Raw genomic sequence first — 16777 nt, 5'->3', positions numbered from 1 at the left:
GACCACGCGGGAAACGGTTTTCGCCGCTACGTGGCTTCGGTGTCGAACGGAGCGGATTGACCGGTCGGCAGGCGTTCGGCATTGGTCACGAGGGAGACCTGGCGGGCGACAGGCTTTTCCTTGACGGCGGCAATGGCGTCGTCGAAGTCGTCGAGCAGGGCTTCCTTGATGATCTTGCGCGGGTCGTACTGGCGCGGGTCCAGCTTCTTCCAGTCCATGTCGACGATCTCGTCGCCGATTTCCTCGCGCAGCTGCTCCTTGGCCCCGGTGGCCATGCGGCGCAGCTCCTTCACGAGGCGCGCCAGTTGCTGGGCATACTCGGGGAGCTTCTCGGGCCCCAAGACCAGGACCGCTAACACGACAAGGACGACTAATTCGCCACCATTGATTCCGAACACCCTAGTAGGTTACCCGGTTCGGCAAGGACTTGCGGCCATTCATGGCTTCACATCCAGCACTACCAGTCGGCCCAGGCCGCGGATCAGCCGATCAAGGGTGCCGTGGCCGGTGTCCGGTACGCTCATGATCCGGCTGTGTTCCGTCACCAGGATGCGGCGCAGTATCCGTTCGGTCTCGGCCGGCGTCAGCTCAGATTCGACGCTGTAGGTGGCGTTGGCCAGTGTCAACGTCGCCTTGCCCTTGGAGACCTCGACCCTGGTTGCCGCGTCGGCCCCCAGCCGGGCGCCGAGCTCGGCCAGCATGCCCAGGGGTCCCTGGGTCCCCGAGCCGGCGTCCCCAGCTGCTCTCGCATGTGCTGACGCTGGTGTGACCGGTGTCGCCGATCTCCGTTCGGTCAGCAGCACCGGCGTGGAATCGTCGGAGAGTTCCAGGTGCAGCTCGGGTTCACCGTTGCGCATCATTCCGGTCGCCGCGACCAGGCTCAACCCCGACGTGTCGAAATCGGGACAGTTCCAGCCCTCCTCGCGCAATTCTTCCAGCCCTTCCTGGTCCAGGGCCACGGGTGTATCGGTCCAGCTGCTTGCCGTTCCCGTGGTTGTCTTGGCCACCGCCGTGTCGGCTCCGACAAACCAGGCCACCGACAACACTCCGGCCACGAGACTGAGGACGGCTACGACGCTGACGGCGGGCAACCAGAAGCCCCAGCGCGGGGTCCGGGGATCGAACGATGCCGAGTCGGCGGCGCTGTGGCCGGGCTGGTCCAGGATTCGCTGCACGAAGTCGCGTTCCGGGGCATCACCGCCGGACTTCGAGAATCCGCTGAGCCGCAGCTGCAGTCGGCGGCGCTCGGCCAGCAGTGCGGTGCAGGCACGGCAGCCCTGCAGGTGCTTTTCCAGTTTGCGTGCCGTCGATGGCGGGAGCTCGCCGTCCAGGTAGTCGTCCATCCAGCGCTGATAGCGATGCATGGGCTACCGCACGCTCGGAAGGGTGCGACGGACCTGGGGCAGGGCCATCGTGGCCGGTGGCCGGATCGAGGGGTTACGGTGGGCAAGCTTCTCGCGCAATAGTGCCCTGCCGCGGTGGATCCGCGAGCGGACGGTGCCCAGCTTCACGTCCAGCGCCGCCGATACCTCTTCATAGGAGAGTCCCTCGAGGTCGCACAGCACCACCGCGGCGCGGAATTCGGGCGGCAGCGCATCGAGCGCCGCCTGCACGTCCACATCGAGGTTGTTGTGCTCGAAGCTGCGCTCCGGGCCGGGTTCGCGACCCGGAACCCGCTCCTCGGCATCGTCGGTGAAACCGTCGAAGCGGATGCGGGTCTTGCGGCGGGCCTGGTCAAGGAACAAGTTGGTGGTAATGCGGTGCAGCCAGCCGCCGATGGTGCCCGGGGTGAAATTATGCAGGGACCTGAACACCCGCACGAAGGTTTCCTGGGTCAGGTCCTCGGCATCCTGGCGGTTTCCGCTGAGCCGGTAGGCCAGCCGGTAGACCCGCGGCGAATGCACCCGCACGATTTCTTCCCAGCTGGGGATCACGGAATCCTCGACGTCGGGGCTCGAGGCCTTGTCGATGACTGCGCTTGAAGATGTACCGTTCACATCAGCAATCTTGGCCCACCTATCTGGGCAGAACCTGTAGATACACTGGGCGACCGCCCCGCGGCCGGGCTTCCGTGCCTTCCATGCAACGGAACACATAGGATGGAACGGCACCGCCATGGTGTCCAGGGTGCCCCGCGGCACCACCGATTCACCGGAGGTCCATTTTCCCATGAGCGCCGACATCTACAGCAGCTGGTCCTACGCCGAGGCCCTGTCCGAAGAGGACGAGGTCCTGTTGCGTGCCCGCGAGCGCGGCTACGAGCTTGGTGTCTCCCCCGTCGGCACCGGGTCGGCTTCCCTGCTGACCACGATGGCGGCCTGCAGCGGTGCGCGCACCGTGGTGGAAATCGGATCAGGCGTCGGGGTATCGGGAGTCAGCATCCTGCGCGGACTGGGCCCCCAGTCCGTCATGACGACGATAGACATCGACCTTGACCACCTTGATGCGGCCCGCGAGGCCTTCTCCGAGGCCGGCTTCAAGCAGAACCGCACGCGCACCATCAGCGGCCGGGCCCAGGATGTGCTGCCCCGGCTCACCGACGGCGCCTATGACCTGATCTTCATCGATGCGGACAAACTGAACCTGCCGCTCTACGTGGAGCAGGGGGCCCGGCTGTTGCGCCGCGGGGGCACCTTGATCGTCAACGACGCGCTGGACCAGCACCGGGTGCCCCAGCCCGCGGACCGCCGCCCCACCACCACGGCCACCCGCCGGGCCGGCCGCTACCTGCGCGAACGCGAGGACTTCGTGACATCCACTGTTCCCACTGGAAGCGGCATGCTGCTGGCGGTCAAGGTCGGCTGAACCACCCCCGCCCCCCGGTCCCGGGCGTTAAAAGCGGCGGCCCGGTGGCTGTTGCCACCGGGCCGCCGCCTGAGATTTTTGCTTGATGCTACTCGGTCACCCCGACGAGGCACTCGCGCAACTGCGCTGCCTCCTCGGCATTGAGTTCCACCACCAGGCGTCCACCACCATCGATCGGCACTCGCATGATGAGGCTACGGCCTTCCTTGGTGACCTCCATGGGGCCATCCCCGGTACGCGGTTTCATCGCAGCCATTGGCGCTGTTCCCTTCCCTCAGTGGTGCGGGGGCCGGCCCCCGCGATGTCGGTGACGAGCGAGGTCAGTCGCTCGTGTCACCGCTTTTCAACTTACACTTCACATTATTCCGAAGAATCGTCCGTGGCGCTAATCACATGACTTTGAGCACCATTGCGGATGACTTGTTGCAGCCGCTCGAGCTCCGCAGCCATGACGTCCAGAACCTCGTCGACCTGGTCCATCCGGTACCCGCGCAGGCCCAGCGAAAAGCGCACCGCCCGCACGTCGGCGCCCAGCGGCCGCTCCGGCAGCAGCACCGGGGGCAACGTGGCAACCGGTTCCACCAGACCCTCGATCACACCGGCAGCGCGGATCGCCCCCGCATCGGCAGGGCGTTTCCGGGACTCCCCGACACCGACGAAGACGGCAGCCCCGGCAATCACGACGGCAATGAATAGCAGGAGATAGACCATCGGGGTTCCTAATCGACCGGGCGGACCGGTTTGCCGCACTGGGAGACGGCGATGCGCACGGCTTCCTCCGGGTCGTCGGTGATTTGTATCAGGTCCAGGTCGGACTCCGACACGGCCCCCTCCTCGGCCACCGTATGACGCAGCCAGTCGAGCAGCGGACCCCAGTAGCCGGTGCCCAGGAGCACGATCGGGAAGCTCGTGACCTTCTCGGTCTGAACCAGGGTGACGGCCTCAAAAAGCTCATCCAGCGTGCCGTAGCCGCCGGGCAGCACGATGAAGCCCTGCGAATACTTCACGAACATGGTCTTGCGGGCAAAGAAGTACCTGAAGTTGATGCCCAGGTCCACGTATTCGTTCATGCCTGACTCGAAGGGCAATTCGATGCCCAGCCCCACGGAGATGCCGCCCCCGGCGCAGGCGCCCTTGTTGGCGGCCTCCATGGCCCCGGGGCCGCCGCCGGTGATCACGGCCAGCCCGGCCTCGGCCAGCAACTGGCCTACCCGCTCGGCCTGCAGGTAGCGCGGGGAATCGCGTTTGGTCCGGGCCGATCCGAAGACGCTGACCGCCGGCCCCAGCCCGGAGAGGGTGCCGAAGCCCTCGACGAATTCGCTTTGGATGCGCAGGACCCGCCATGGGTCGGTATGGGTGAAGTCCTCGCCTCCACCGCTATCCAGCAGGGCCCGGTCGGCCTGGGGGATCCGAGCTTGGTCGCCGCGCAGAATGACCGCACCCTTGCGCCGGGCCGGGTCATGCATCGGCTCGAAGCCGGAGGAATGGGGATCGTGACTAGCCATCCACCCAGACTATCGTCATTGGGTGGCGGCCGGACCTCAGCAACACGGCACCCGGCGGGCCGGTCGATGGGCCGCTCGGATCAACAATCCCCTCCGACCTGTTGTGATGCCAGCCACATCGACTACGCTCGATACATGAGCACTGAATCACAGCCCGGCACCACACCGGCCAGCACCGCGCCGGTGGTTCGCCTTGTGGGCGTCAACAAGCACTATGGCGCGCTCCACGTCCTGAAGGACATCGAACTCGAAGTCACCAAGGGCGAAGTAGTCGTGGTGCTCGGTCCCTCGGGCTCCGGCAAATCGACCCTCTGCCGCACCATCAACAGGCTGGAAACCATCGACGAGGGGAGCATCTTCATCGATGGCAACCAGCTACCCGAGGAAGGCAAGGAGCTGGCCCGGCTCAGGGCCGACGTGGGGATGGTGTTCCAGTCCTTCAACCTCTTCGCACACAAATCGATCCTGGAGAACGTGACGCTGGGACCGATCAAGGTCAAGGGGATGAAAAAGTCGGAGGCCGAGAAGCTGGCACTGTCCCTGCTTGATCGGGTAGGCGTGGCAAACCAGAAGGACAAGCTCCCGGCTCAGCTCTCCGGTGGCCAGCAACAGCGAGTGGCCATTGCCCGGGCCCTGGCGATGCAACCGAAGGTCATGCTCTTTGACGAACCGACCTCGGCGCTCGACCCGGAAATGATCAACGAGGTGCTCGACACCATGATCTCCCTGGCCAAGGAGGGCATGACCATGATCGTGGTGACCCACGAAATGGGATTCGCCCGCAAGGCCGCCGACCGGGTGATCTTCATGGCCGACGGCCAAATCGTCGAGCAGGCTACCCCGGACCAGTTTTTCACCCATCCGCAAAGCTCCCGGGCCAAGGACTTCCTGGGCAAGCTCATCACCAACTGATTTCATCCGCAACCCATCGGGGACCGGCCTCCGGGCCAGATCACCAAGGAGAAACTCATGAGCAAGACGAAACTCGCACTCGTAGCCCTCGCCGCGGCGGCAGGCCTCGCATTGACCGCTTGCGGCGGCGGTGGTGGAGGCGGCGGGGCCTCAGACACCATCAACATCGGCATCAAGTTCGACCAGCCCGGCCTCGGGTTCAAGGACGGCGACAAGTACACCGGTTTCGACGTCGACGTCGCCACCTATGTCGCCAACGAACTGGGCTTCCCCGCCGACAAGATCAATTGGAAGGAAGCCCCCTCGGCCAACCGCGAATCACTGTTGGAGACCAATGCGGTGGACATGATATTTGCCACCTACTCAATCACCGATGCCCGCAAGGAACGCGTGAAGTTCGCCGGCCCCTACTTCATTGCCGGGCAGGATCTGCTGGTACGGGCCGATGACACCTCGATCACCGGCAAGGAATCCCTCGCCGGCAAGAAGTTGTGTTCGGTCACCGGTTCGACCTCGGCACAGAAGGTCAAGGACGACATCCCGGATGTGAACCTGGTCGAGCAGGGCGGCTATGCCGACTGCCTGGGCCTGTTGGAGAACTCGAAGATCGACGCCATCACCACCGATGACATCATCCTCGCCGGCTTGGCTGCCACACCGGCAAACAAGGGCAAGTTCAAGGTCGTGGGCAAACCCTTCTCCGAGGAAAAGTACGGCGTGGGCCTGAACAAGGATTCCACCCAGTGTCCCGCCATCAACACGGCCATCGAAAAGATGATCAAGGACGGCGACTGGGAAAAGGCCATCAAGGCCAACACCGAGGGCACCGGGTACACACCTTCGAAGCTGAACCCGCCGACTCCTGAGCCCTGCTCATAGGCCTGCAGCACCTGCTGGCGGGGACGGCTTCAGGGCCGTGCCCGCCAGCTTCATCAACGACTTACCGAGACGAGGAGTAGACCGTGCAGGGCTATATCTCCCTCTGGGAACAGTACGGCGACAAGATGATCTCCGCTTTCTGGGCCAACCTCCAGTTGACGTTCTGGGCGGGCATCGCCTCCCTGATCCTTGGCACGATCTTGGCCTTGCTGCGCATCTCACCGATTCCCAGCTTCCGACTGGTGGGCACCTCATACGTGAACATCTTCCGCAATACGCCGCTGACCATCATCATCACGTTCGGCGTCCTGGTGCTGTACGGGGTCTTTGGCCTGCAGCTGAGCCAGGACTTCAACCTCAACTTCTTCCGGATCGCCATTCTCGGCCTGGCCATCTACCACGCCGCATTCGTCTGCGAGGCGATCCGTTCCGGGGTCAATACTGTTCCGCTGGGTCAGGCGGAGGCCGCCCGTGCCATCGGGTTGGGGTTCCTCCCCGCGGCCCGATACGTCATCCTGCCGCAGGCCTTCCGCGGGGCCATCGTCCCGCTGGGCAACGTCCTCATAGCCCTGCTCAAGAACTCCACGGTGGCACTGGCCGGCTCCGTAGCCGAGATCTCCGGGCTGATGAAGACCATGATCGAGTTCAGGGCCGATGTCGGCATCCTGATCTTCATCACCGTTGCCCTCATGTTCGTCATCGTGGTGGTCCCGATCGGGCTGCTCATCACGTGGCTCTCCAAGAAGCTGGCGGTGGCACGATGAGTATCCAATCTGTCCTTTTCGACGCCCCCGGGCCCAAGGCCCGCGCCCGGATCCGGCTCATCAACGGCATTGGCGCCGTGCTGGCCATCGGGCTGCTGATCTATCTGGGCTTCGCCCTGTACGACGCTGGCCAGCTGTCGCCGGAGAAGTGGACGGTCTTCCTCAAGGCCGACATCTGGGCGTACTACCTGCTCCCGGGCCTGCTGGCCACGCTGAAGGCGGCAGCGCTGTCCATCATCACCGGCACCGTGTTCGGGCTCATCTTCGGCCTCGGCCGACTCTCGGAAAACAAGATCATCAACGGCATCAGCTCCGTGGTCGTCGAGTTCTTCCGCGCCGTCCCGGTGTTGCTGATGATGATTTTCTTCTGGCTCATCCTGGGCCGGGCCGATATCTTCGATCCTGCCCAGACGCCGTTCATCGCCGTGGTCCTGGGCCTGACCCTCTACAACGGTTCAGTCATCGCCGAGCTGATCCGCGCTGGCGTGCATGGACTGCCCAAGGGCCAGCGTGAGGCCGGCATCGCCATCGGGCTCACCCGGGGGCAGTGCCTGCGCCTGATCGAAATCCCGCAGGCCCTGGTGGCCATGCTGCCGGCGCTGATCAGCCAATTCGTCGTGGTGCTCAAGGATTCGGCACTCGGGTCGATCATCACCTACAGCGAGCTGCTGAACATGGCCAAGCTGGTCGGCACCGGCAACTCGAACGTCATGCAGGCGCTTGCCGTAGCGGCATTGATCTTCATCCTGATCAACTTCGGGCTATCGAAGCTCGCCACGCTTGCCTCGCACAGGCTCAGCAGCCGCGGCATTGCCACCGAAGGACCACTCATCCCGGGTATGCCCGAGGAGATGGACATAGACACCGAACCCGCCAAACCCTGATGGTTCGCAAAATGAGCCAAGGGGCTGGGTCCGGATCGAGCAAGGATCCGGGCCCAGCCCCTCTTTCTGCTGCCGCGGAGCCGGTCAGCTGCCGAGCTCCCCGCCCAGCCACCGGGTCAGCGCCGAGAGGCAGTCGCGGATGGCCTGGGCCTGCACATGCTCGTTATCGGAGTGGGCCAACAGAGCATCTCCCGGGCCGAAGTTGACAGCGGGGATCCCCAACGCGGAGAAGCGGGCCACGTCGGTCCAGCCGAACTTGGGTTTCGGGATGCCGCCGACGGCCTGGACGAAGGATGCCGCGGCAGGGTGCAGCAGCCCGGGCCGGGCGCCATTTGCGCCGTCAGTGCATTCGATCTCGAAGCCATCGAGCAGCTCACGCACATAGGCCTCGGCCTGGTCGACCGACTTATCCGGTGCAAAGCGGTAGTTGACCTCGACCTCGCAGAAGTCGGGGATCACGTTTCCGGCGATGCCTCCGTGGATGCTCACGGCATTGAGCGATTCACGGTAATCCAGTCCGTCGACGTTCACCGTTTCCGGCTCGTGCGCGGCCAGCCGGGCCAAGATCGGGGCTATCTTGTGGATGGCATTCTCCCCCATCCAGGCACGGGCCGAGTGGGCTGCAACGCCGCGGGTGCGCACGCGAAAGCGGCTGGTTCCGTTGCAGCCGCCTTCCACCGTCCCATCGGTGGGTTCGAGCAGGATGGCGAAGTCCCCGGCCAGCAGCTCGGGATTGTTGCGTTGCAACCTGCCCAGGCCGGACTTGGAGCCCTCCACTTCCTCGTGGTCATAGAAGATGAAGGTAATATCCCGGTTCGGTTCGGCCAGTCGCGCCGCGATGGCCAGCTGAACGGCCACCCCGCCCTTCATGTCAGTGGCACCACGACCATAGATCGTCTCGCCGTCCCAGACGGCCGGTACCGTCCCGCGGGAGCCCGCGGCGGTAGGCAGCGGCACGGTGTCCAGGTGCCCGGCCAGGATCACCCGTTCGGCCCGTCCCAATTGTGTCCGTGCCACGATCGCATCCCCGTCGCGGTGAACCACCAAACCTGGAATGGCCCAAAGTGCCGCCTCGACCAGGTCGGCTATCGCACCCTCGTTTCCGGAGACCGATTCGACGTTCATGAGCGCTGTGGTCAACACCGCAACGTCTCCCAGCAGATGAAGAGGGGCATGGGCCATCGAGGCCGCGGGCAGGACGTTCTTGTCAGTAGTCACATTTCCCAGCCTAGCGGCCGACGCCGCGCCACCGCCCCTAGGATGGAAAGATGACATCAGTGCACTCCCCCAACCCAGCTAAATCCCCCACCCCCGTCCGCATCGCAGCGGGCCATGGCCTGGCCACGATGAGCGCGACCGGTGCGGTGCTCGATGTCTGGTTCCCCGCACCCGTGCTTGGCTCATTGGACGATGCCCCGGCACTTGGTGGCCAGCTATCCGCCCTGGCCGCAGTCGATGCCGACCGCTCCACCACGCAGCAGGTCGTCTCGCTGGAAATCAACCTGGATGTGGCTCCGGCCGATGCCGTCGACGCCTGGCTGCGCCTGCACCTGTTCTCGCACCGGCTGGTGTTACCCAACGCGCAGAACCTCGAGGGGATCTTCGGCCTGCTGGCCAACGTGGTCTGGACGAACTTCGGCCCCTGTGCCGTGGAGGACTTTGAAACCACCCGGCTGAAGCTGCGCCGACGCGGAGCAGTCGCCGTCTACGGGGTGGACAAGTTCCCGCGCATGGTCGATTACGTCCTTCCCTCCGGCGTGCGCATCGCCGATGCCGACCGCGTCCGCCTCGGCGCCTACCTGGCCGAGGGCACTACGGTGATGCACGAGGGCTTCGTGAACTTCAACGCCGGCACCCTGGGCACCTCCATGGTCGAGGGCAGGATCTCCTCCTCGGTCATTGTCGGCGACGGCTCGGATGTCGGCGGCGGCGCCTCGATCATGGGCACGCTCTCGGGCGGCGGCAAGGAACGCATCGAGATCGGCCGCAGGGTGCTGCTCGGTGCCAACTCCGGCGTCGGCATTTCGGTGGGCGATGACTGCGTGGTGGAAGCCGGGCTGTACGTCACGGCAGGAACCCGGATCCAGCTCGGGGAGAAGCTGGTCAAGGCCGTCGAACTCTCCGGCGTTCCGGGGCTGCTCTTCCGCCGCAACTCGGCCACGGGAGCCGTCGAGGCACTGCCTCGCACCGGCCAGAAGGTCGAGCTGAACAGCGTGCTGCACACAAACTAGCACCGTATCGCCAAACGGCGGGCCCGGAATCCCCAGGAGCCGCCGTTTGGCATCTGCCGCGGATCTAGATCAGGAACTTGATCACGGGTTGCAGATAGCTGCGAAACAGCTCGGGGTCTTCGATCAGGTGCTGGCTCAGGATCACCAGGGACGGCTCCACGAACCAGGCCCGCGGTTCAGTCAGCGGCAATTCCACGAGGTTCAGGGTGAAGGCCCGGGGCTCGCGTTCCATTTCCATGATCTGTTCGTCGATTATCCGCTCCAGCAGGGCCCTGCGCCCGATGCTCGCATGCCGGCGCGAGAGCGCCTCGTATTCGGCGATCCGGTCCTCGGCCCAACTCATGGCGCTGCCATAGTGTGCGCGCATGAGCACCTGAAGCGTCGGCGAATCGTCGAAGCAGGAGAAGTCCGGTTCCTCGGAATCCTCCAGATCGGGGGTCCCTGCCAAAATCGCCTCCCACCAGCTCTGCCATTCCTGGCGAAGTTCGGCGGGCTCATGCCGCTCGGCCTCATATGCGGCGGAGGGCTTCACCTCGGGATTCAAAGGTGATATTTCCGGCATGCCCACCGGATGGATTCCGGCCAAGTCACGGATATACAGGGCCAAGAGCATTTCTCGGTGGGTATTGGCCGAAACCAGCCACCCATCGCCTTCAGTAAGATACATGGGAACACCTGACCGGACGAAGTGGTACTGCTCCTTCAAGGGTAGTCCCATTGCCTGATTAACCGCTCGGAATATGCTGTACTCGTCCGTGACCGTGGCTGTCCGGGGCCAGTGTCGTTACTGAGCGCCAACGCCGAACGGCGGCGCCAGGACCCTTGGGGTCCTGGCGCCGCCGTTCAGTTGGTGTTTCCGTGACCGGTATTAGCGGGTCGGGTAGTTGCGTTCCGGCTCGCCCACGTAGAGCTGGCGCGGACGGCCGATCTTCAGCTGCGGGTCCTGGATCATTTCGCGCCACTGCGCGATCCAGCCCGGGAGGCGTCCGATGGCGAAGAGGACGGTGAACATCTTCTCCGGGAAACCCATGGCCTTGTAGATCAGGCCGGTGTAGAAGTCCACGTTCGGGTAGAGCTTGCGCGAGATGAAGTAGTCATCCGAGAGCGCCCGCTCTTCCAGGGCCATCGCAATGTCCAGCAGTTCGTCGTTGCCGCCGAGCTTGGACAGGATGTCGTGGGCCGTCGCTTTGATGATCTTGGCACGCGGGTCGTAGTTCTTGTAGACCCGGTGTCCGAAGCCCATGAGGCGGACGCCGTCTTCCTTGTTCTTGACCTTCTCCATGAACGCCTCGGGCTTCATGCCCTCGGTCTGGATCTGGCGCAGCATCTTCAGCACCGCCTCGTTGGCGCCGCCGTGGGCGGGGCCGAAGAGGGCATTGATGCCTGCGGAAACCGATGCGAACATGTTGGCGTTGGAGGATCCAACCAGGCGCACGGTGGACGTGGAGCAGTTCTGCTCGTGGTCCGCGTGCAGGATCAGCAGCTGGTCAAGCGCCTTGACCAGGACCGGATCCATGTCGTAGGGCTCCGCTGCGATGCCGAAGCTCAGGCGCATGAAGTTCTCGACCAGGTTCATCGAGTTGTCGGGGTAGAGCAGCGCCTGCCCGATCGACTTCTTGTGTGCGTAGGCTGCCAGAACCGGCATCTTGGCCAACAGGCGGATGGTGGAAAGTTCCACCTGTTCCTCGTTGAACGGGTCCAGCGAATCCTGGTACCAGGTCGACAGCGCCGAAACGGCGGAGGACAGCACGGGCATCGGGTGCGCATCGCGCGGGAAGCCACCGAAGAAGCCCTTGAGCTCCTCGTGCAGCATGGTGTGGCGGCGGATCTTCTGGTCGAACTCTTCCAGCTCGGTGGCCGAGGGAAGGTTGCCGTAGATCAGCAGGTAGGAAGTCTCGAGGAAGCTGGACTTCTCGGCCAACTGCTCGATCGGGTAACCGCGGTAGCGCAGGATTCCAGCGTCGCCGTCGATGTAGGTAATGGCGGACTTGGTGGCCGCTGTGTTCATGAAGCCGGGGTCATACGTGACGCCGCCAGTGCTCTTGAGCAGCTGAGCTACGTCAAAGCCGTGGTTGCCTTCAACAACGGGAACGACTGGTAGTTCCAGTTCGTTGCCGCCAAAGCTTAGGCGTGCAGAATTGTTTTCCGTCATGGCCTCTCCTTAACCGGAGTACAGATAGATCCAGTGTGCAGTAATCAGGTGACACGCTACCGCCAAGTAGCTGTGGTTCGCTAATCCATGAGTCACCTCTGGTCTTAGTGTGCTGCGTTCAGGCGTTCAACCGCCGAGTCGATCCGCTCGTCGGTGGCGGTCAAGGCGATGCGGACAAAGCCGTCGCCTGCGGTGCCGTAGAGAGTTCCCGGTCCGGCAACGATACCCAGGTCCGCCAGACGCCCAATGGTCAGCCAGGTGTCTTCTCCCGCGGTGCACCACAGGTAGAGTCCGGCCTCCGAATGGTCAATGCGCAGCCCGAAGCCCTCAAGCGCCGGAATTAACCTGGCACGGCGCTCCCGATACAGGTCCTTCTGCGTCTGAACGTGTGAATCATCACCCAGGCCGATGCGCATGGCCTCCTGAACCGGGGCCGGGACGATCATGCCCGCGTGCTTGCGGTTGTTAATAAGTGCGGGCATCAAGTTCGGGGCGCCGGCAACGAATGCCGCTCGGTATCCGGCCAGATTGGACTGCTTGGACATGGAGTAGACGGCGAGCAGGTTCGTGAGGTCCCCGCCGGAAACTGCCGGTTCCAGGACGCCGGGCACGCCGTCTTCCCACTGTCCCCATCCCAGTTCGGCGTAGCATTCATCGGATGCGACCACGGCGCCCAGGGCGCGTGCCGCGTCAACCAGCCCGCGCAGCTCCTGGGTGCTGCGGACGATTCCGGTCGGGTTGCCTGGTGAATTTACCCACACCAGTTTGACCCGTGAAAGTTGTTCTTCGCTGAGTTCGCCTAGGGAATCGGCAGCCACTGATTCCGCACCGGCCAGACGGGCGCCGATGTCGTAGGTAGGGTAGGCGACGGTCGGTCGAACCACCAGGTCACCGGCTCCGATGCCCAGCAGCAGCGGTAGCCAGGCGACGAGTTCCTTGGAGCCGACCGTGGGCATGATGTCTTCGGGGTCGAGGCCCGGGGTGGCCCGGCGGCGCTCATACCAGGCGGAGATCGCGCGGCGAAGTTCCACCGTACCGTGGGTGGTCGGGTAGCCAGGCGCGTCGGTAGCGGCAGCCAGTGCGTTGCGCAGCAGTTCCGGAGTGGGGTCCACCGGGGTGCCGATGGAGAGGTTCACCACTCCCTGCGGGTGCGCGGCTGCCCGTTCCACGTAGGGCGCCATGGCATTCCAGGGGTAATCGGGAAGCGTCAGCATCGGTTCGGCTCAGTCCTGGTTTTGCGGGGGAAGGACGGCAATGATCGGGTGGTCGATGCCCATGTTGCCGAACTTCGCTGCTCCGCCCGGAGAGCCGATCTCATCGAAGAAGTCGACGTTGGCCTTGTAGTACTCGGCCCATTCTTCAGGGACGTCATCCTCGTAGTAGATGGCCTCCACCGGGCAGACTGGCTCGCAGGCACCGCAGTCGACGCACTCGTCGGGGTGGATGTAAAGCGCGCGTTCACCCTCGTAAATGCAGTCGACAGGGCATTCCTCGACACAGGCTTTGTCTTTTACGTCCACGCACGGCTGGGCGATGATGTAGGTCACGGTACCCGGGGCCTTCCTTAGCTACGGCAATGTTCTTGGTGTGCGGCAATCTACCGTCGCACCCCTCCAGCTTAGTACCTCCGACGGGGTGTGACGCCGTCCGTGTAGGGCCCGGTCCCGAGGTGACCGTAGGATTCTGGGATGGAATCCGATTTCTTTGACACCCTACCCACTGGCCGCCGTGTTGTGCTCAGGTACCGGTTGCCGGCATGCGAGGTGCCAGCGGGTGCGCCTCGGTACTCGGACGCTTTGGGGTCGTTCCTGGGATTCCAAGGCGCCTCCGTCCGGATCCTGACCCGCTCCGGCGAGGTACTGGTGCCTCTGGCCTCGGTAACCCTTGCCAAGGAGGTCCCGGAGGCCCCGGCACGCAGGCGCCCGCGGGAGCCCTACTCTGGAGCCTGAGCTCCGGCCCTCTCTTCGTCCGCCGGGATTTGCTGGCCTCCTTCGGATTCCGCGATCTCCTCCGATTCGTTGGGCAGAACGCGCAGCCTGGGTAGCGGCGAAAGCAATAGCGGGACCACGGCGAGGGTGCACCCGACCATGCCGATCCAGAACGTCGGGACCAATCCCAGGGAGGTTCCCAGCCACCCAGCGAACAGTGCGGCCCCGGGCATGACACCCCATACCAGGAAGCGGATCGAGGCATTCATCCGGCCCAACAGCCGGGGCGGACAAACCCGCTGGCGCATACTGACCTGGATGATGTTGAAGACAAGTACCCCTGCTGTCATCAGGAACATGGTCGCGGCGAGGATGGCGAAACTGCCCCCTCCGGTGGAAGCCCGGGTGGATAGCGGGAACCCTGCCATCGGTACCGCGATGGCCAGGCTGGACACAACGAGCGATGGGCCCTCCCCTAGAACCCTGGCAATCCAGGGGGTGACGGACGCTGCGGCCAACCCGCCGACTGCGCCAAAGGAATACATGAGCCCGAATTGGGTGGCATTCAGGGACAGCCGGTCCAGCACCAGGATCGGGAGCAGGGTGAAGATCAATGTACTGAAGAAGTTCATGATCATCGTGGCCCAAGTGATGCTGCCGATCAGCCGGTGCCGGACCACATAGCCAAGACCCTCGCTAATTTCGGCCAGCAGGTGCCGCTTGCGCGGTTGCGGTGCCGGCTCGTGGTCCTTCGTGGCCCAGATACAGATGACCGAGATCAGGAATCCCAGTCCCTGTCCCAGAAACAGCAAGGGGGCCGAGACCACGTGAAGCAGCGCGCCGCCAGCGGCCGGCCCGGCCAGCCGTGAAACCTGCCCGAGGCCCTCCAACTTCGCATTGGCCTCGGAAATCTGCTCGCGGCGCACCAGCGACGGAATGTAGGACTGGTATCCGACGTCGAAGAACACCGTGGCACAACCGACAATGGCGGCAATCACCCACAGGTGCCAGATCGCCAGGACGTCCAGGTACCAGAGAACAGGGATCGAGAACATGCAGGCCACCCGGAGCAGGTCGGCCCAGATCATCACCTGGCGCTTGCGCCAATGGTCAACCCATGCCCCGGCTGGAAGCCCCAGCAGCAGGAATGCCAGGTACTGGGAGGCGTTGAGCACTCCCAGATCCCACTCGGTGGCGGAGAGCAGCGCCACGGCGAGCACTGGCATCGCAATCGCGCCGAGCTGCACACCGAATTGGCTCAACGCCTGCCCCGCCCAGAACATCAGGAAGTTACGGTCCGAACGCAGCCCGGGCTGGGCAGCATGGTGCTCATTGACAGCCAAGCTTTTCCCCTCCCGGCATCTATGCAAGCTTCCACACTAAGCGTCAAACACTTGTTTCGGAAGAGCCCGCTCAACAGCCCATGCGATTCGAATGCATCAATCAGTCACTCTTTTTCCCGTATGCTGATTTCATGGCCACAGATGAAGAGGTTCAGGCACGCGCCCGAGCCCTGAGCTCCCCCATCCGGTTGCGCATCATGCGCCTTTGCCTCCACAAGTCGCGCACCAATAAGGAAATCGCCGACCTGCTGGATATCAACCCCGCAACTTCCCTCCACCATGTGCGCACACTGCTGGCAAACGGCTTCATCGAGGCCGAAGAGCCGCGCCGCGGCAACCGCGGTGCGAAGGAAGTCCCCTACCGCAGCACACGTATGTCCTGGGGCACCAAGCTGCCGGATGCGGCACCGGTCCTGGTCGATACATTTCTCCAGGAAATCGACGGGCTCTCACCCAATGAGATCCAGGTACTGCGTGTGGGCCTGAAGCTCAATGAGGCGGATCAGCGCGAGCTGCTCTCCCGGATCCATGCGGTCATCGAGGACTACGCCTTGCGCGCCCCCGACCCGGAGGGCGTTGCTACGTCCCTCTTCATGGCGCATCATCTTGACCTCGGTGCAGGCTGAGGCACTGAGCAGTTAAACGGCAAATGCGTGGGCCCGTTCATTCCACTTGGGATGAACGGGCCCACGCATTTGGCGTCGGCTCCACAATGCTCAGCTGCGCTGGGCCTTGGCTCCGGCCAGTGTCCGGGAAACAATCAGCAGTGCGACCACCGTGGCGACCACGATGCCGTATACCCAGATTGTTCCGGCAAGCGCCGGACCGGGAATCACATCAAAGTACGAGCTGCCCACGATCAGCTGGTTGTTCGAGTTGGTCGAGAACAGCGCCACCAGCACATAGGTGGAGATGCCAGCCAGCGCAGTTACCCAGATCTTTTTCGTCCAAGTACCAGTCCAGACCATCAGGGATCCAGCCAGCGCCAGTGCCAGCAGCGCACCCCAAGGCAGGGGCACGTTGCCGGCGTAGCTCAGCTGCGCCTGCAGGATGGTTCCGGGAACCGCCGCCAGCACCGCCGCGCCGAGGGCGCAGAGAATGCCGATGGCGGTCCCCCGGAACCGGGTTACCGGCTGATTAGGCTTTGGCGCGGGCACGGTTGGACTTCGCGCGCTCGTTGGCGGCCAGGATGACCTTGCGGATGCGGATCGCTTCCGGGGTAACCTCGACGCACTCGTCTTCGCGAGCGAATTCGAGGGACTCTTCCAGAGTCAGGTTGCGCGGCGGGGTCATGTTCTCGAAGGTGTCCGAGGAAGCTGCACGCATGTTGGTGAGCTTCTTTTCCTTCGTGATGTTCACGTCCATGTCATCGGA

21 protein-coding genes and 1 pseudogene are annotated in these 16777 nt (G+C 63.9%); 8 read left to right on the top strand and 14 right to left on the bottom strand.

From position 1 onward, the window contains the following. Positions 1-26 precede the first annotated feature (26 nt). From E9229_RS13260 to sigE, 3 genes are read right to left on the bottom strand one after another with little or no spacing between them, the layout of a single operon-like run. Entirely contained in the window at positions 27-398 is a 372-nt protein-coding gene (locus E9229_RS13260) for a sec-independent translocase (protein WP_183512079.1), read from the bottom strand. 39 nt (positions 399-437) lie between these two features. Further along, complete coding sequence (locus E9229_RS13255) at positions 438-1364, bottom strand: anti-sigma factor family protein (RefSeq protein ID WP_183512077.1); 927 nt, start codon at positions 1362-1364, stop codon at positions 438-440. Positions 1365-1367: 3 nt separating this feature from the next. Next, on the bottom strand, positions 1368-1997 hold the full coding sequence (sigE, locus tag E9229_RS13250; protein WP_312855707.1) for an RNA polymerase sigma factor SigE: 630 nt from the start codon (positions 1995-1997) through the stop codon (positions 1368-1370). Between the two features lie 172 nt (positions 1998-2169). Between sigE and E9229_RS13245 the strand changes: the two genes are divergently transcribed. Continuing rightward, positions 2170-2805: an O-methyltransferase gene (locus tag E9229_RS13245; RefSeq protein ID WP_183512076.1), complete on the top strand. Its 636-nt coding sequence runs from the start codon at positions 2170-2172 to the stop codon at positions 2803-2805. Positions 2806-2893: 88 nt separating this feature from the next. Here the strand turns inward: E9229_RS13245 and E9229_RS13240 are convergent, their stop codons facing one another. The 3 genes from E9229_RS13240 to E9229_RS13230 form a co-directional block, all read right to left on the bottom strand. Next, the gene (locus E9229_RS13240; RefSeq protein WP_183512075.1) at positions 2894-3061 is read right to left on the bottom strand and encodes a DUF3117 domain-containing protein; all 168 of its coding nucleotides are present in this window, start codon (positions 3059-3061) and stop codon (positions 2894-2896) included. A 104-nt stretch (positions 3062-3165) separates the two neighbouring features. Continuing rightward, positions 3166-3516, bottom strand: a complete 351-nt coding sequence (locus tag E9229_RS13235; RefSeq protein WP_183512074.1) for a DivIVA domain-containing protein — start codon at positions 3514-3516, stop codon at positions 3166-3168. 8 nt (positions 3517-3524) lie between these two features. After that, positions 3525-4310 (bottom strand): LOG family protein, encoded by a 786-nt coding sequence (locus E9229_RS13230; RefSeq protein WP_221184647.1) that lies wholly within the window; start codon positions 4308-4310, stop codon positions 3525-3527. Positions 4311-4445: 135 nt separating this feature from the next. Here E9229_RS13230 and E9229_RS13225 point away from each other — a divergent pair, with 135 nt between their 5' ends. The 4 genes from E9229_RS13225 to E9229_RS13210 all read left to right on the top strand — a co-directional run bounded on the left by E9229_RS13225 (position 4446) and on the right by E9229_RS13210 (position 7749). After that, complete coding sequence (locus E9229_RS13225) at positions 4446-5222, top strand: amino acid ABC transporter ATP-binding protein (protein ID WP_221184646.1); 777 nt, start codon at positions 4446-4448, stop codon at positions 5220-5222. A 57-nt stretch (positions 5223-5279) separates the two neighbouring features. Beyond that, on the top strand, positions 5280-6101 hold the full coding sequence (locus E9229_RS13220; RefSeq protein WP_183512073.1) for a glutamate ABC transporter substrate-binding protein: 822 nt from the start codon (positions 5280-5282) through the stop codon (positions 6099-6101). A gap of 83 nt (positions 6102-6184) precedes the next feature. Then, entirely contained in the window at positions 6185-6865 is a 681-nt protein-coding gene (locus E9229_RS13215) for an amino acid ABC transporter permease (protein ID WP_183512071.1), read from the top strand. Beyond that, positions 6862-7749, top strand: coding sequence for an amino acid ABC transporter permease (locus E9229_RS13210; protein ID WP_183512070.1), 888 nt, complete (start codon positions 6862-6864; stop codon positions 7747-7749). Before E9229_RS13215 ends, E9229_RS13210 begins: the two co-directional genes overlap by 4 nt. An 84-nt stretch (positions 7750-7833) precedes the next feature. Here the strand turns inward: E9229_RS13210 and dapE are convergent, their stop codons facing one another. Then, a complete protein-coding gene (dapE, locus tag E9229_RS13205) occupies positions 7834-8931 on the bottom strand; it encodes a succinyl-diaminopimelate desuccinylase (RefSeq protein WP_246380852.1) in 1098 nt (365 codons plus the stop codon). 86 nt (positions 8932-9017) lie between these two features. On the opposite strand from dapE, the gene dapD reads away from it, so the two are divergent. Then, positions 9018-9980 (top strand): 2,3,4,5-tetrahydropyridine-2,6-dicarboxylate N-succinyltransferase, encoded by a 963-nt coding sequence (dapD, locus tag E9229_RS13200; RefSeq protein ID WP_183512068.1) that lies wholly within the window; start codon positions 9018-9020, stop codon positions 9978-9980. A 64-nt stretch (positions 9981-10044) separates the two neighbouring features. On the opposite strand, the gene E9229_RS13195 is transcribed toward dapD, so the two are convergent. The 4 genes from E9229_RS13195 to fdxA form a co-directional block, all read right to left on the bottom strand. Further along, complete coding sequence (locus tag E9229_RS13195; RefSeq protein ID WP_183512067.1) at positions 10045-10647, bottom strand: hypothetical protein; 603 nt, start codon at positions 10645-10647, stop codon at positions 10045-10047. 201 nt (positions 10648-10848) lie between these two features. Beyond that, positions 10849-12132, bottom strand: coding sequence for a citrate synthase (locus E9229_RS13190; RefSeq protein WP_183512065.1), 1284 nt, complete (start codon positions 12130-12132; stop codon positions 10849-10851). A gap of 104 nt (positions 12133-12236) precedes the next feature. Further along, the gene (gene dapC / locus E9229_RS13185; protein ID WP_183509153.1) at positions 12237-13346 is read right to left on the bottom strand and encodes a succinyldiaminopimelate transaminase; all 1110 of its coding nucleotides are present in this window, start codon (positions 13344-13346) and stop codon (positions 12237-12239) included. Between the two features lie 9 nt (positions 13347-13355). Next, entirely contained in the window at positions 13356-13679 is a 324-nt protein-coding gene (gene fdxA, locus E9229_RS13180) for a ferredoxin (protein WP_183509155.1), read from the bottom strand. A 141-nt stretch (positions 13680-13820) separates the two neighbouring features. Between fdxA and E9229_RS20185 the strand changes: the two genes are divergently transcribed. Further along, positions 13821-14081 carry a putative acetyltransferase gene (locus tag E9229_RS20185; protein ID WP_425570102.1) on the top strand — a complete coding sequence of 87 codons (261 nt, stop codon included), beginning with the start codon at positions 13821-13823 and terminating at the stop codon, positions 14079-14081. Here the strand turns inward: E9229_RS20185 and E9229_RS13175 are convergent. Continuing rightward, positions 14066-15403, bottom strand: a complete 1338-nt coding sequence (locus tag E9229_RS13175; protein WP_246380271.1) for an MFS transporter — start codon at positions 15401-15403, stop codon at positions 14066-14068. The genes E9229_RS20185 and E9229_RS13175 overlap by 16 nt on opposite strands. A 131-nt stretch (positions 15404-15534) precedes the next feature. Here E9229_RS13175 and E9229_RS13170 point away from each other — a divergent pair, with 131 nt between their 5' ends. Beyond that, positions 15535-16029, top strand: a complete 495-nt coding sequence (locus E9229_RS13170; RefSeq protein ID WP_183509156.1) for an ArsR/SmtB family transcription factor — start codon at positions 15535-15537, stop codon at positions 16027-16029. Positions 16030-16119: 90 nt separating this feature from the next. On the opposite strand, the gene E9229_RS13165 is transcribed toward E9229_RS13170, so the two are convergent. Beyond that, on the bottom strand, positions 16120-16560 hold the full coding sequence (locus E9229_RS13165; protein WP_183509157.1) for a hypothetical protein: 441 nt from the start codon (positions 16558-16560) through the stop codon (positions 16120-16122). Next, positions 16541-16777 (bottom strand): annotated as a pseudogene (locus tag E9229_RS13160) (translational GTPase TypA); the annotation flags it as partial. The pseudogene E9229_RS13160 and the gene E9229_RS13165, both read right to left, overlap by 20 nt.

The organism is Paeniglutamicibacter cryotolerans (genome assembly GCF_014190875.1).
Taxonomy (GTDB): Bacteria; Actinomycetota; Actinomycetes; order Actinomycetales; family Micrococcaceae; genus Paeniglutamicibacter; species Paeniglutamicibacter cryotolerans.
The sequence above is the reverse complement of the archived record's forward strand: the minus strand, read 5'-3'. Positions and strand labels throughout refer to the sequence as shown.